The following is a 13,709-nucleotide window of genomic DNA, read 5'->3' as shown; positions in this document are numbered from 1 at the left end:
GCCATCGTGTAGCTCCCGTCCCTTAACGCAGATAGATCTGCTTTAGACGCACGGTAAGGCGCTCGATCGGTAAATGCAAGACTTTCTGCTTTAGCCTTGGGGTGTGGAGTACACACCTACCGATCCTCGAATACGGCGGCGACCCGGCGGTCGAGCCGCGCAGGTGACGGAAGCTGTCCACGAGGCTGTGCTCGCTGCCGTCGTGGAGGTCGGTGTCGACAAGGTCGGCATTCCTGATATCAGTCGACGGGCCGGAGTGCGTGACACCACGATCTACCGGCGGTGGGGAACGCGCGAGAACTTGATTCTCGACGTCATGCTCACCGGGAGTGAGCGGATTCTTCGGGTGCCCGACACGGGCGCGCTGAAGGACGACTTGATTGCATTCGCTACTGCGCTCGACGGATATCTCGCATCTGCACTGGGGCAGGGCCTGATTCGAGTGCTCGCCTCGACTACCGACTCGCCTGCCACCGCAGAAGCACGCGCTACGTTCTGGTCGCAACGGTTGCGGTCCGTACAGGTGATCATCCATCGCGCGGTCGAGCGTTCCGAGGTGCCAGCTGATGTCGATGCCGGCCTCGCGATCGAGCTACTGATCTCACCGATTCACTTCCGCCATCTGCTGACCCGGCAACCATGCGACCGCGAGTTCATCGACAGCCTGGTGAATGCCGTGATGGCTTACTGCGGGGTAGCGCTGTGAGCGCCGCTGATTCGGGGGGTCTCAGCTCGGTCCGAAACGCTCCGTACGAATGTTTCCAGCCGAGTGGCCGCGCGCTACCAGCATGTCCGCGACCGTGTCGACGAAGCTCGTGGGCCCGCAGATGTAGCAGCGCGGCTCGAACTCCGCCGGCCACCCGTGAGCGTCGATGTCTTCCAACGTGATTCGACCGAGTGGCCGTGTGCTGCCGGCAGGAGCACGCCGCGTGTGGATCATCGTGACGTCCACTCCCGCCGGAGGGTGAGCCCACTCGTCCGCGAAATAGACCTCTGCGGGTTCGCGCACGGAGTACAGCACCCGGAAGGGCACCCGTCCGCCCGTCGCGGACGCCTGTGCGCGAACCATGGCGCGGAGCGGGACGATGCCGGAACCGCCACCCACCAACAGGACCGGGGGAGACGGGGTCTCCGACGGTTGGGACGGCCGCCAGACGAACCATCGGCCCACCGGCCCTCGAATTTCGATGCGATCGCCGACCTCGACGGACTCGACCAAGTAGGGCGACACCTCGCCGTCCGCGACGTTCTGTACGGCGATCTCGATACGCGTCGTGCCGTCGGGTGCCGAGGCCAAGGAGTAGCTGCGCTGTGCGCTGTAGCCGTCCTCGGCGGTGAGCTTGACGTCTACGTGTTGCCCGGCGAGATGGCCGGGCCAACCGTCGACGTCCAGAACGAGGGTCGACGCGGTGGGTGTCTCACGCCGCACGGCCGCCGCCGTGGCGACCAGCCAGGGTTTTGCTCCAGCCGTCACGGCCACGTCAGTCGCCCTGGTAGCGCTGCTCGCGCCACGGGTCTCCGTAGTCGTGGTACCCACCGCGCTCCCAGAAACCTTGTTCGTTCTCCAGGGTGAGCTCGATGCGTGAGATCCACTTCGCCGATTTCCAGAAGTACAGATGAGGAACGAGAAGCCTTGCCGGACCGCCGTGTTCGCGAGCCAAGGGAGCGCCGTCGAATTCGGTGACCAACCAGGCCTTCCCGTCCCTGAGATCCTCGAGGGGGAGATTGGTGGTGTAACCGTCGAAGCCGTGCACCACGACGTACCTGGCATCGGTGTCGAGACCGTCCAGCAGAACGTCCAGGCTCACGCCCTTCCACGTGGTGTCGAGCTTCGACCACTTGGTGACGCAGTGAATGTCGACGGTCGGAGTCTCGTGTGGAAGTGCCGCGAATTCGTCCCAGGTCCAACTGCGAGTGTCGCCCCGTTCGGTGGTGACCGAGAACGACCACGTGTCGGTCGCGACCACGGGCGCAGGCCCGATCGCGAGGACGGGAAAATCCTTGGTCAGATACTGACCGGGGGGAGTGCGCCCGTCGTCGCCGCGCCGTCGGCCCACGAAGCCCTTCGAGATCAGTGCCATGGTGAAGAATTGTGCGCTCGTTGTCGGGAGTCTGACAAGTCGGGTGACGGTGTCGGCTACCTGCGTTTCGGCGGGAGCGCGTGGGATCGATGCGGAGTTCGCTGTGCTTCGTACCGGTACGGTCGAGGTGTGGACACTTCTATCGTCGACGCACCATGTGGTGCGGCATGAGTATTTCCGCCGACGACCGTGCATTTCTGGCGCGTGCTGTGGATCTGGCGGCGGCCGCAGTGAGTACGGGCAACGATCCGTTCGGTTCGGTGCTGGTGTCGGGCAGCGGTGAAGTGTTTGCGGAAGATCGCAATCGCGTCGGCGATCGACACGATCCCACCCAGCACCCCGAGATCGCACTGTCGCGGTGGGCGGCGACCAATCTGAACCCCAGTGAGCGACGATCGTCGACGGTGTACACCTCCGGTGAGCACTGTGCGATGTGCGCGGCGAGCCACGGAATTGTCGGGCTCGGACGTATCGTCTACGCCACCTCGACAGCCCAATTGCTCACGTGGCTGGAAGAATTCGGTGCTGCGCCGCTCGCGATCACGCCGCTCACCATCACACAGGTCGTGCCGGGAGCAGCGGTCGACGGGCCGGTCGCCGAGTTCAGCGACGCTGTCCGTGACCTGCACAGGCAACGTCACACGTCCACGGCGTAGCTGAGGGTGAGCGAAATTTTGGAAGGCCGCCGAACGAGAACGTCGACAACGGCCCTCGTGATGACCGGTGGTATCGGTGTTGCACTCGCGTGGCTCCAGTGTCTTCTGATCCGTCAGCAGTTCGCGGTGGGATTGTGGGTCATCGTCGTGGCCGTCGTGGCCACCTGTCTCGTCGCGTCCGATGCCAGAAAGCATGTAGCCGTAGGAACTTCGCTCGGTGCAGTGACCGTGGTCGCTCAGGTCGCCTGGTTGGTGACGCCCTTTCACGCGCTGTGGGTCGTGAGCGCAACCGCGGGGACTGCGCTCGGGTTCTTTCTGCTCGGATCGGCCTGGGCGGGCTCCTCGGATGGCACTCGCCGGGCGGCTCTCGGCGTACCGGCCGGCCTCGCTGCCTCGATTGCGTTGGTGGTTTCCGCAGTGACGATCACTACGGCCGCCAGTCCGGCGCCGCTGGTTCGAGCGCTGCAGTCGTTGGGGCAGAGTAATTCCTTCGTTTCTGCCGCGCCGACAGCGATGACGGTAGTGAACGGGGCAGGTCGCACCAGTGACATCGAATACGGCTCGACGCTTCCCAATTCGTTTCTCGACATCTACATCGCCGACAACGATCCGTCGGTCAGCCGTCCCACGTACGTCATGGTGCACGGCGGGGGATGGATAGCGGGGGACAAGGCCGACGGTGATTCCGAACTCGGAACGGACAACCCGTACTTCGCGTCGGGGGCAGGCCCCGTACTCGACGCCGGCTTCAACCTGGTGTCGGTGAATTATGCGTTCGCACCGGAATACCGTTTTCCCACGCAGACGATCCAGCTGGGTGAGGCTCTGCAATTCTTGGAAACGAACGCCGACCGATACGGCTTGGACATGAGCCGCGTCGTGCTCGCCGGAAGCAGCGCGGGTGGTCAGATCGTGGGTAGCTACGCCAATGTTCGGACCAACCCCGACTACGCACGTGCGCTGGGCATCGAACCCACGATGGATCGAAGCGCTCTGAAGGCCTTGGTGTTCGACAGTGCGGTCCTCGATGTGGGGAGGGCCGGCTCACCGCAATCTCCGAGTCCGTCGAACGGCTTTCTGTACGACATCGGTGCACGCAGCTACCTCGACACCACCGATTCCGATTGGCTTGCGCGCGCAAACGTCACGAAGAACGCCACTTTCGACTTCCCGCCGAGCTTCATCACCGACGGCAACACCGGCACCTTCCCCGATCAGGCGGCCGAACTGAGCGCGAAGCTGGACAGAATGGGCGTCGCCAATCGCTTGAATCTGTACAGCAAGAACGAGGGGACCCTCGAGCATGCATTCATGACCACGGGCTCGCAGTGGACCGACGAGTACAACCGGCTCAGGATCGAGTTTCTCCGCGGCATCGTCGGATAGCAGAGCAGTCGCTGACGCACTCGCCTGGCCGCTACTGCACTGGCACCCGTATCCGGCCGACCGAACCGGAAACGGCGGCCAACCGGAGTTTCGTTTCGTCTTCCGATCCGGGGGCGGCTGTCATGACGACGATTTTCAGCTCCGCGTCTCCGTCGGTGAGTACGTCGCAGTCGACGGTGATCGGTCCGACCGTCGGATGGTGGACCACTTTGTGATCCTCGCGATGTGAACCGACAGCACCGACCGACCACAGAGAATCGAATTCTGCACTGCCGGTCCGTAATTCTTCGATCAGGCCCCTCAGTCTCGAGTCGTGGGGAAATCGTCCGGTGGCCCGCCGAAGGTCCGATACGACTGCCGCGCGGACCGACCCGTCGCCGGCGGACGACGCCACCGGCCATGCGGACATTCCGGGTGTGTCCGTGCCGACGGGGAAACAGTCACGAGCGAAGTTTCGCTTCGAGGGTGAGACGGACGACGGATCACCAACCAGCGCGGCCCAACTCCGGTTCCACCAGAGCAGTTGCCAATCGGCGGCGAAGACGGCAACCGCACCCTCGTCGAGTCGGCCGACAACCCGCCGCACACCGGGCGGAATGTGGTCGGAGATAGTCCCGTCGGCCGGCGGAATGTGGCCGGCCAAGCGGTATAAATGGTCTCGCTCGGGAAGAGTCAGCTGGAGAGCCCGCGCCAAGGACGACACCACCTGCACCGACGGTGTCGTCGCTCGTCCCTGTTCGAGCCGCACGACGTAGTCCACGGAAATGCCCGCAAGATCGGCGAGGTCCTCGCGTCGGAGCCCCGTGGCCCGTCGAGATCGTCCGGTCGTCAGTCCGACAGCATCGGGTGAGAGTCGATCACGCCACGATCTGATCGTCGCGCCGAGTCCGTCCGTTGTCGAGGTCACGACTCCATTGTCACTCTTCGGGCGGGTGTGAGGGTGGTACCGATTGTCCTACCGTCCAGGCGTGCCTGGAACACGCGCCGGTCGACCTGAACACTGGGGGCATGACCATCACATTCATCACCGGAGCAAACAAGGGCCTCGGTTACGAAACCGCGCGCCGACTGATCGATCAGGGCCACACCGTGATCCTCGGAGCACGTGACGCCGAGCGGGGTAGGAATGCCGCAGCAGCGTTGGGTGCTCGGTTCGTTCGGATCGACGTCACCGATGCCGAATCCGTCGCATCGGCAGCGGCGGACGTGGAACGGCAGGAGGGGGTTGTCGATGTACTGATCAACAACGCGGGCATTCCCGGACCGCACAGCGCGATCGAAGAGTTGACCGCCGAGGATGTGCAGTCGGTACTCGACGTCAACGTTCTCGGAATCGTCCGCACCACAACAGCATTCCTTCCACTACTGCGCCGCTCCACCGATCCCGTCATCGTCAACGTCAGCAGTGGAATGGGTTCGTTCGCGGCGACACACGATTCGTCTCGCGTCGAATCCAGCGTGATTGCTCCGGCCTACACCGCGTCGAAGTCTGCTGTCACGATGTTGACGACGCAGTATGCCAAGGGCCTGAGCGACATTCGCATCAATGCCGCCGATCCGGGCTACACCGCAACCGAATTCAACGGGAACAGCGGGCCGCAAACCGTCACCGAGGGGACCGACGCCATCGTGCAGCTCGCCACCGAAGGGCCCGGCCACGGATCCGGGCGGTTCATCGACCGCCACGGAACCGTCAGCTGGTGACCTGTTCCGTGGCAGTCGGAGTCAGCCGATCACGCTCTGCAGGTCCATCCCCGCCGGCTTCTTCAGCGGAGTGAACGTTCCGACGCTCTGCTCGACGGCTCGGGCCGCCGCGAGTGCGATGTGGTCGCCGTTGCGTGGAGCGATCAGCTGAACGCCGGACGGGATGCCGTCCGAGTCGAGCCCGGTGGGCACGGCGACCGAGGGCAGGCCGAGGAGGTTGACCGTCACCAGTAACCGGTGATCACGCCACAGTTGCGTGGTCGCTTCGGGACCGGACAAGTCGTAGCCGATGGCAGTCATCCGCCGCGCCGAGACCGGGCCCAACACGATCGGGTACTGGGCGTGGAACCTCTCCCACGCTGCCGAAATCAGCACACGCTGACCCCACGCAGCCTTGTACTCGGCGATCGACTCGTAGACCTCGGTCTCCGAGGAGTTGTCGAGGAAATACTGCGTTGCGCCCGCGCCGAGGGGCTCGGCACCGCTGTCGGGCTGGAAATTGCCGACGAACTCGGTGACCGAGAGTCGACGCCACAGCACAGCAGCTTCCTCGATCATGGGTGCCTCGGCCTCGACGACCTCCCACCCCGCAGCGGTCAGAGCATCGGCAGCTACCGAGATTGCCTCGGCCACTTGTGGATCCACACCCCAGCCGGCGGGATCGCGCGTGACGGCGACGCGTCGTACGCCGTCGTAGGTGGTCGGGTGAGGAATCGAGGACGCCATCGGATCCAGGCCGTCCGACCCGTGCATCAGTGAGAAGGCGGTGTCCAGGTCGTCGACCCGGCGAGCGATCGGTCCGTTCACTGCGAAGAACTGTTCCGTCAGTGGCCAGGCCTCGACGGGTGAGGGTGCCGGCACTCGGCCCGCCGACGGTCGCAGTGCGCAGATGCCGGCAGCGTAGGCCGGTAATCGTAGAGATCCGCCGTAGTCGTTGCCGAGTCCGATGACGGACATGCCGGTGGCCACGGCGACGCTGTCTCCACCACTGGAGCCGCCGGCGACTCGGTCACGATCCCAAGGGTTGTAGGTCCGCCCGAAGAGTTCGTTGTCGGTGTCCCAACGCAATCCGGTGTCGGGCATGTTTCCCCGGCCGATCGGGATCGCGCCTGCGTCCATCAGCCGTCGGACCATCGTCGAATCCGACGACGGGATCGCATCCGCGAGGAAGGTCCAGCCTTGCGTCGACGCAGACCACGTCAGGTCGATGTTCTCCTTCACGGAGATCGGTACCCCGGCGAGCTCACCCACATCCTCACCGTCGGCGATTCGGCGATCGATGGTGTCCGCGAGTTCGCGTGCGCGGTCGTGGAATACGACGGTGAGAGCGCCGAGGTGACCGTTGACTTCGGCGATGCGGTCCAGGTGCGCGTCGATCACCTCGCGTGCGGTCACTGCGCGAGTACGAACGAGTCGGGCGATCTCGCGGGCATCGAGCGTCCAGAGAACGGGGTGTGCCTGAGTCATGCTGTGCCTCCTGTGGAGTGGGACGGGGAGTGATCAGGCCAGAACTTCGAAGACGTCGATCGTGGTGCCGGTTGCGTGGGATGTCGCGCGGCCCACGAACACCGAACGCGTGAGCCACTGAAGTCGTGGTGACGTCGTCCGAAATCGGGGAGTGGACTGGAAGTAGCCCATCTCTTCGCCGGACTCACCGGGGAGGTGACGGACTATCCCGAGGTTGACCACGTCGACGATGTCGTCCTGATCGGTACGAATCAGGTATCGCGCTTCGACCCGGTAGGCGTCGTCCGCGCGAGTCAGGCACCAGTCACCACCGCCGGGAATGATGGTTCCGGAAACATCGCCTTCGATGGTTCCGCCGGTGATGGGAATGAACTCGAGCAGCTCGGTGGCTCGTTGTTCGAGGGGTAGGTAGGGGCCGGTGTCGGCGACGATGCGGAATGTGAATCGCAGCTCGGGTGCCGTGGGGGCGTCCATGGCTCGTCCTGTCTCGGGTCGTATCTTTTTGGTGTTGCAGTGACTATGGTCATAGTCAAGGTAATAGTCAATAGCATTCACTAAGGAAAATCGCGTTAGAGCGAGACGGAAACACGTCCAAACGCGCTCGATGCGTCGGACGCGAAGGGATGTGCCGATGAGTTCGGACGTACGCAAGCGTCGCAAGAGGGGATCGCTGTCGCAGGAGGAAATCATCGCCGCGGCAATGCAAATTCTCGATACCGAGGGCGAGCCGTCGTTGAAATTCTCGCGACTGGGTGACGAGTTGAAGGCGTCCCCGACGGCGGTGTACCGACACTTCGCAAGTCGCCACGACCTGCTCACCGCAGTGGCCGATCATCTCGACGAGCTGTCTCTGGACGGCTACGAGCCGACCGACGACTGGCGCGCGGATCTCGAAGATCTCGCGTGGCGTGCGTGGCGAACGACGACGGCGCACCCGGCAGCGGCCGCTGCCACGTTCTTCCTGATAACCAACGGACCGAACGAACTCAGGGCCGTGGAATGGGTTCTTCGGGCGATGCACATGGCCGGTTTGCGAGGCCGTGCCGCGGTGATCCAGTATCAGGTCTTCGCGAATCTGGTTCTCGGTTCGGTCAGTGCCGAGGGCGCTCGGCTCAGTGCGTCGGACCCGCGCGAAGTGGAGGAAGGGTGGGTCCAGGTCTATGCCCCGAAGCATCCCGAGAAGTTCCCGTATGCGGAGCAAGCCAAAGCCGAACTGGCACGGATGAATTACGAAGAGGTGTTCGCCAAGCAGATCGAGATGTACCTCGACGCGCTCGAGGCTCTTGCTTCGAGGGACCGAGAGTAGGTTTTTCCCCCCGGGGTTTCATCGTTCGCTCGTTCGATTGTGGAGGTGCTCGACTCATGGTTTCGACTGCGGCCCAGATCGATAGGCCCGTAGCGGTGGTGACGGGTGCAGGCGGCCCCGACGGTATCGGGTTCGCCTGCGCACGAGCATTGGCGGCAACACACTCGCTCGTCATCGCTGCGACGTCGTCGCGGATCGAGCTCCGTGTCGCGGAGTTGACTGCTACCGGTGCGCAGGTGATCGGCTTCGTCGGCGATCTCACCGACTCGTCGACCGCGAAGCGACTGGTGAACGACGCAGTCGAACAGTTCGGCCGGGTAGATGTATTGGTGAACAACGCGGGCATGACAGCAACAACGGGCAGCGAAGAACAGACCCCGGCCGAGCTCACCTCGGACGATCAGTGGCACGCGGCAATTTCACGCAACCTCGACACGAACTTTTTCGTCACCCGCGCCGCGCTCGAGCCCATGGCGGAGCAGCGGTTCGGCCGAATCGTCAACGTAGGGTCGGTATCCGGCTCGGTGATGGCCTACGGAGGAGATGCCTCGTACCACGCTGCCAAGGCGGCATTGGTGGGTTTGACGCGGTCGATAGCGATCGACAACGCGCATCGCGGAATCACTGCCAATATCGTTGCGCCAGGCTGGATCGCGACGGGATCGGCAACCGAACACGAAAACGCAATGGGAGCGGCCAGCCCGCTGGGGCGTTCCGGAAGGCCCGACGAAGTCGCGGCACTCGTCGCATTCCTCGCATCCGCATCGGCGTCGTACATTACCGGCCAGGTCCTCGTTGTCGACGGCGGTAACTCCATCGCCGAAGAGCGAGGCCGCGGCACGCACGCGTGACTACTCGAACCCCAACGTCGAGTAGCGGATACTCGACGGCGACGCGGAGCTGGCACCCTCGACGAAACGAGAGAAATCGATGAGCATCAAACCCCCACTTCTGTTGCTGCACGGAGTGACGATGTCGGCTCGAGCGTGGGACACCGTCGCACCGCTTCTGGAGAAGAACTACGACCTCCTCGTCCCCACTGCAGCGGGTCATCGCGGTGGACGTCGTCTCGATCACGCGAGCATCGGTGCTCTGACCGATGTGACAGAACAGCTGCTCGATGATCGTGGTCTCGACACCGTGCACATCGCGGGCAATTCGATGGGAGGGTGGATGGGTATCGAGCTCGCTCGCAGAGGCCGGGCCCGTTCGGTGTGCGCGCTCTCGCCCGCCGGTTTCTGGGAGTTTGACGCCGATCCCGGTAAGAGTCGGGCGACGTTGATCCGGACCAAGAAGCTGGCCGACGCCACCAGCTCACTGATGCCGCCGCTGATGCGGTTCGGGTTCGTTCGCCAGCTCGCCATGCGTGATATTGCGTTGCGCGGCAAACAGATGACGCACCAGCAGGCTGCCGCATCATTCGAAGACCTCGTCGGATGCGATGCGGCTCACGACCTGTTGAACACCCGCGAGAGCGTGGCACCGTTCACCGAAATGCCATGCCCCGTCACTGTGGCGTGGTCGAGTGGAGACCACATCTTCCCGCCCGAACATTTCGTCCCTCCGGCCCGTCAGCGGCTACCCGGGGCGCATTTCGTCACGCTGGCAAACGTCGGCCATGTGCCGATGATCGACGATGCGGCACTGGTGGCGAAGACGATCGAAGAGTCCATCGTCGGTCGTTGACCACAAGAATCAGACCGTCGGCTCCAGGGCGTCGGCGAGCATGTGCATCGCTGCGGTGGTGGAAAGCGAACGCACACTTGCCCTGTCACCGGGCAGTCGAAGTGTCCGGGTGACGGTCGGCTGATCGCGGACGGCAATCGCGAAGCACACGGTGCCGACGGGCTTGAGTTCGGTGCCACCGCCGGGGCCTGCGATGCCACTGGTCGAGACAGCGATGTCGACACCCACCCGGTTCAGCGCGCCCTCCGCCATCAGTGCAGCCACCGGTTCGCTCACGGCTCCGTGCTGGTCGATGACCTCGGCTGGAACACCGAGAAGTTCGGTCTTCGCTTCGTTTGCATACGACACCACCGCGCCGATCACATATGCCGACGACCCGGCACGGTCGGTGAGACGCGCGGCGATCATGCCGCCCGTGCACGATTCTGCCGTTGCGATGCGACGGCCCGTCAAGCGACTCGCCACGATGTCGTCGATCGTGGATCCGTCGGTCGAAAAGACCTGTGCTGCATAGTGTTTTTCGATGAGTGCTGCGACGTCGGCGTATGCGGCCGCCGCTGATTCTGGATAGCGCGTCACCATTTCGAGTTCACCGAGACGCAGGCAGGTGGTGATCTCGAGGTCGCCGAATCCCGCTACCTCGCGCTCCGCTGTTCGTAAGGTCGCCGCGAGGTCGGCCTCCGACAGACCGTACGCGCGGATGGTGTCCTGGCGAACCGCGGCACTCCTGGCCAACACTCGCGAGACCGGCGCTGTCTGCACAGCTTCGGGCCACATGGCCTGTAGTTCGCGCGGTGGGCCCGGCAGAATCAGAACCGCAGGCAGCATCCCGGAGTCACTCGCTGGTATCGCGACGCCGGGAGCAGTGCCGGTCGGCGAAATGGACTGCGCGCCTTCCGGAACCATGGCTTGTTTGCGGATGCCCGCGAGAAGGGGCTCCGAATCGGGCGAGGAACTCAGGCGACTCCGCCAACGCTGCACGATCTGCTGGATGCGCTGCTCCAGTTCGACGTCGAGCTGGAGTTCTCGACCGTACAACGCGGCAACGGTCGCGACCGTGAGATCGTCGGCGGTCGGCCCCAACCCGCCAGTGGTGACGATGAGGTCCATACGCTGATCGGCGAGGAAGCGAAGTTGTGCGGTGAGATCATCGGGCCTGTCCCCGCACACAGTGATGTGGGCGACGTCGACGCCCAGTTCCAACAGTCGCTGGGCGACCCATGGGCCGTTCCTGTCGGACACCCGACCCGAAAGAACCTCGGTTCCCGTGACCACAACACCTGCTCGCACTGACATTCTTCGACTTTACTGTCACCGGGTTCGAGTGGACTCGCGACGGTGGTTCGATCGACACCGAATCCGGGGCCGCGGTGAGTTTCCGTACCGACGGCAGTCGATACCGGCGACATCGTGCATCTCGAACATCGGAGAACATCATGACCACGACGACCACTCCTGCAACCACGTCACGTACCGCTGCGCGCGTCGGCTGGGTCCTCACCGGCCTGCTGGCGCTGTTTCTGATCTTCGATATCGTCGGCAAACTGCTGAATGTGCAGCAGGTGAAAGACGCGACGGTGGAATTGGGGCTGCGCGACGAGATGACGCCCGTCATCGGCGTCGTGCTACTGGTGTGCTTGGTGCTGTACGTGGTGCCGCGCACCGCATTTCTGGGTGCCGTTCTCCTGACCGGCTATCTCGGTGGTGCCGTTCTCACCAACTGGCGGGTAGACAAGCCGCTCTTCAGCACGGTCCTGTTCGCGGTCTACGTCGGGATTCTTGCATGGGGTGCGCTGTACCTACGGGATCCGAAGGTGCGTCAGGTCATGCCGATAGTGCGGTAGTGAGACGCCGCCTGTCGACACATGTAAGGGTCAGGACAACGGATTCAGACCCGACGTGACGGGACCCTCCAACACGGAGCCGTCGGCAGCGAAACGCGAACCGTGCAGCGGGCAGTCCCAGGACTTCTCGGCATCGTTCCACGCCACGATGCCGCCGAGGTGTGGGCACACCGCAGACACGCGGTGGGTGACGCCGCCGACGGTGCAGACAGCCTTCGGTGCGATGCCGGGCTCGACGTGGCCCTGACCCTCGACCAGTGGGGTTTTCGTGCCCCCGGTGATCGGTTTCGCCCATCCTTTCGTCATGTTCAGTCCCACGTTGGCATTGATACGGATCGCGTCGACGATGCCGGTGAGTTGGCGCAGATTCCAGCTGTCGTACGCGCCGGCCCAGTAGGTTCGACCGCCGAACGCCCGTTGTGCGAGAACGAGCGCGGAGGCCGCAGCATTGGTCATTCCCCATTTGTCGTAACCCGTGGCGACCCAGATGCGATCGTCGCCGGGCAGCAGTGGTCCGGCGTACGGCAGCGCGTCGATCGACCCGTAGTCCTGCGCAGACCATCTGTATCGTCGTCGGGCTCCGGGGAAATTCTCTGCGGTCCACTCGTCGAGGTCGTTCACCTGGGCCTGCGGAGAAGACTCGCGCCCGACGACGTGATCGTTTCCACCGATGAGGAGTAGATCGCCGGCCGGGGTGGGCGCGTACCGGATCGATCGGCTGGGGGAGTCGGCCGAGAGGTACATTCCGCGTGGAACGTCGCCGTCGATCTCGTACGCGGCGGCATACGACCGCATCGGTTCCATTCGAGCGAAGAATGCACCACGATCGAGAATGGGTGTGCCAGTGGCCAAGACGACCCGCGACCCGCGGAGTGGACCCTGATCCGTCTTGACGTCGACGTGACGAAGCCTTCGTCTCACACCGAGTGCTCGGGTGCCTTCGGTGATGTCCGCACCCGCGCTCGAGGCGTCCTCGGCCAAGGCAATGAGGGCGTCCATCGGATCGAATTGAGCTTGGTCCGGAACAGACACGGCACCGGCGACATCGAAGGGAAGTTCGGTGTCGGTGCCGTAGGAGGCGTTCAGTCCGGCACCGAGAGCGACGCGCAATTCATCGCGAACGGCGGTGAGACCGGAACTGGTCGTGGCGTACGTGTACGCCGTCTCGCGTTGGACCGCTATACCCCGCTCCGCGCAGTATTCGAGCAGCCATTGCTGCCCAGCAGTGTTGCCCTGCAGGTAACGTCGCACCTGCTGTTGCGAATGTTTCGACGCTATCGACGACAACTTCGTGCCCTGCAGAACACTGATCTTGGCTGTCGTGTTTCCCGTCGCGACGGCACCGATCGTGCGGGCTTCGAGCACCGCGACGCGTTCTCCGGCTCGTGCGAACAGCAGGGCGGTGACCAAACCTGTGAGTCCGGCCCCGATGACCACGGTGTCGTACTTCTGGGTGAAATCGATCGCGCGGTAGGGCAAGCGGTCGGGTCGGTCGAGCCAGAGCGAGTTGGGCGGCATACAACCGAGTTCCCGCCTTCGTCGTCACGAAACCCGGAAAACCAGATCGCCGTACGCCGTC

Annotated in this window: 15 protein-coding genes; 8 read left to right on the top strand and 7 right to left on the bottom strand. The window is 63.9% G+C overall.

Annotated features, from left to right (window positions below; genetic code table 11):
• The first annotated feature begins 103 nt into the window (after positions 1-103).
• Entirely contained in the window at positions 104-706 is a 603-nt protein-coding gene (locus CH262_RS24350) for a TetR/AcrR family transcriptional regulator (protein ID WP_094718614.1), read from the top strand.
• Positions 707-727: 21 nt separating this feature from the next.
• Here the strand turns inward: CH262_RS24350 and CH262_RS24345 are convergent, their stop codons facing one another.
• Positions 728-1,474: a ferredoxin reductase gene (locus CH262_RS24345; protein WP_256988959.1), complete on the bottom strand. Its 747-nt coding sequence runs from the start codon at positions 1,472-1,474 to the stop codon at positions 728-730.
• A 7-nt stretch (positions 1,475-1,481) separates the two neighbouring features.
• Positions 1,482-2,081 carry a sulfite oxidase-like oxidoreductase gene (locus CH262_RS24340; RefSeq protein ID WP_032393238.1) on the bottom strand — a complete coding sequence of 200 codons (600 nt, stop codon included), beginning with the start codon at positions 2,079-2,081 and terminating at the stop codon, positions 1,482-1,484.
• Between the two features lie 167 nt (positions 2,082-2,248).
• Between CH262_RS24340 and CH262_RS24335 the strand changes: the two genes are divergently transcribed.
• Positions 2,249-2,737, top strand: coding sequence for a nucleoside deaminase (locus CH262_RS24335; protein WP_094718612.1), 489 nt, complete (start codon positions 2,249-2,251; stop codon positions 2,735-2,737).
• 60 nt (positions 2,738-2,797) lie between these two features.
• Positions 2,798-4,123, top strand: coding sequence for an alpha/beta hydrolase (locus tag CH262_RS24330; protein WP_094718611.1), 1,326 nt, complete (start codon positions 2,798-2,800; stop codon positions 4,121-4,123).
• Positions 4,124-4,154: 31 nt separating this feature from the next.
• Here CH262_RS24330 and CH262_RS24325 read toward each other — a convergent pair whose 3' ends face one another.
• Positions 4,155-5,030, bottom strand: a complete 876-nt coding sequence (locus CH262_RS24325) for a helix-turn-helix transcriptional regulator (protein ID WP_094718610.1) — start codon at positions 5,028-5,030, stop codon at positions 4,155-4,157.
• 101 nt (positions 5,031-5,131) lie between these two features.
• Between CH262_RS24325 and CH262_RS24320 the strand changes: the two genes are divergently transcribed.
• Positions 5,132-5,827 carry an SDR family NAD(P)-dependent oxidoreductase gene (locus CH262_RS24320; RefSeq protein WP_032385595.1) on the top strand — a complete coding sequence of 232 codons (696 nt, stop codon included), beginning with the start codon at positions 5,132-5,134 and terminating at the stop codon, positions 5,825-5,827.
• A gap of 21 nt (positions 5,828-5,848) precedes the next feature.
• Here the strand turns inward: CH262_RS24320 and CH262_RS24315 are convergent, their stop codons facing one another.
• Positions 5,849-7,294, bottom strand: a complete 1,446-nt coding sequence (locus CH262_RS24315; RefSeq protein WP_032385594.1) for an amidase — start codon at positions 7,292-7,294, stop codon at positions 5,849-5,851.
• Positions 7,295-7,327: 33 nt separating this feature from the next.
• Positions 7,328-7,768 carry a DUF3237 family protein gene (locus tag CH262_RS24310; RefSeq protein ID WP_176457000.1) on the bottom strand — a complete coding sequence of 147 codons (441 nt, stop codon included), beginning with the start codon at positions 7,766-7,768 and terminating at the stop codon, positions 7,328-7,330.
• Between the two features lie 157 nt (positions 7,769-7,925).
• On the opposite strand from CH262_RS24310, the gene CH262_RS24305 reads away from it, so the two are divergent.
• From CH262_RS24305 to CH262_RS24295, 3 genes are all read left to right on the top strand, one after another.
• A complete protein-coding gene (locus CH262_RS24305) occupies positions 7,926-8,600 on the top strand; it encodes a TetR/AcrR family transcriptional regulator (protein WP_218829326.1) in 675 nt (224 codons plus the stop codon).
• Between the two features lie 56 nt (positions 8,601-8,656).
• A complete protein-coding gene (locus CH262_RS24300) occupies positions 8,657-9,451 on the top strand; it encodes an SDR family NAD(P)-dependent oxidoreductase (protein WP_032383918.1) in 795 nt (264 codons plus the stop codon).
• 79 nt (positions 9,452-9,530) lie between these two features.
• The gene (locus tag CH262_RS24295) at positions 9,531-10,286 is read left to right on the top strand and encodes an alpha/beta fold hydrolase (RefSeq protein WP_094718608.1); all 756 of its coding nucleotides are present in this window, start codon (positions 9,531-9,533) and stop codon (positions 10,284-10,286) included.
• Between the two features lie 9 nt (positions 10,287-10,295).
• Here CH262_RS24295 and CH262_RS24290 read toward each other — a convergent pair whose 3' ends face one another.
• Entirely contained in the window at positions 10,296-11,582 is a 1,287-nt protein-coding gene (locus tag CH262_RS24290) for a competence/damage-inducible protein A (RefSeq protein WP_094718607.1), read from the bottom strand.
• Positions 11,583-11,722: 140 nt separating this feature from the next.
• Here CH262_RS24290 and CH262_RS24285 point away from each other — a divergent pair, with 140 nt between their 5' ends.
• Positions 11,723-12,130 (top strand): DoxX family protein, encoded by a 408-nt coding sequence (locus CH262_RS24285; protein ID WP_032364793.1) that lies wholly within the window; start codon positions 11,723-11,725, stop codon positions 12,128-12,130.
• Positions 12,131-12,160: 30 nt separating this feature from the next.
• On the opposite strand, the gene CH262_RS24280 is transcribed toward CH262_RS24285, so the two are convergent.
• Positions 12,161-13,648, bottom strand: a complete 1,488-nt coding sequence (locus CH262_RS24280; protein ID WP_094718606.1) for an FAD-dependent oxidoreductase — start codon at positions 13,646-13,648, stop codon at positions 12,161-12,163.
• Positions 13,649-13,709 lie beyond the last annotated feature (61 nt).

The organism is Rhodococcus sp. 05-2255-1e (assembly GCF_002259025.1).
GTDB lineage: Bacteria > Actinomycetota > Actinomycetes > Mycobacteriales > Mycobacteriaceae > Rhodococcoides > Rhodococcoides fascians.
Note: the sequence above shows the minus strand (reverse complement) of the source record. Positions and strands in the feature narration are given on the sequence as shown.

Coding starts and splice junctions, on each gene's coding strand:
- CH262_RS24310 (WP_176457000.1), bottom strand. CDS start 7,768: ATGGACGCCCCCACGGCACCCGAGCTGCGATTCACATTCCGCATCGTC.
- CH262_RS24290 (WP_094718607.1), bottom strand. CDS start 11,582: ATGTCAGTGCGAGCAGGTGTTGTGGTCACGGGAACCGAGGTTCTTTCG.
- CH262_RS24315 (WP_032385594.1), bottom strand. CDS start 7,294: ATGACTCAGGCACACCCCGTTCTCTGGACGCTCGATGCCCGCGAGATC.
- CH262_RS24280 (WP_094718606.1), bottom strand. CDS start 13,648: ATGCCGCCCAACTCGCTCTGGCTCGACCGACCCGACCGCTTGCCCTAC.
- CH262_RS24305 (WP_218829326.1), top strand. CDS start 7,926: ATGAGTTCGGACGTACGCAAGCGTCGCAAGAGGGGATCGCTGTCGCAG.
- CH262_RS24300 (WP_032383918.1), top strand. CDS start 8,657: ATGGTTTCGACTGCGGCCCAGATCGATAGGCCCGTAGCGGTGGTGACG.
- CH262_RS24285 (WP_032364793.1), top strand. CDS start 11,723: ATGACCACGACGACCACTCCTGCAACCACGTCACGTACCGCTGCGCGC.
- CH262_RS24330 (WP_094718611.1), top strand. CDS start 2,798: ATGACCGGTGGTATCGGTGTTGCACTCGCGTGGCTCCAGTGTCTTCTG.
- CH262_RS24340 (WP_032393238.1), bottom strand. CDS start 2,081: ATGGCACTGATCTCGAAGGGCTTCGTGGGCCGACGGCGCGGCGACGAC.
- CH262_RS24295 (WP_094718608.1), top strand. CDS start 9,531: ATGAGCATCAAACCCCCACTTCTGTTGCTGCACGGAGTGACGATGTCG.
- CH262_RS24335 (WP_094718612.1), top strand. CDS start 2,249: ATGAGTATTTCCGCCGACGACCGTGCATTTCTGGCGCGTGCTGTGGAT.
- CH262_RS24320 (WP_032385595.1), top strand. CDS start 5,132: ATGACCATCACATTCATCACCGGAGCAAACAAGGGCCTCGGTTACGAA.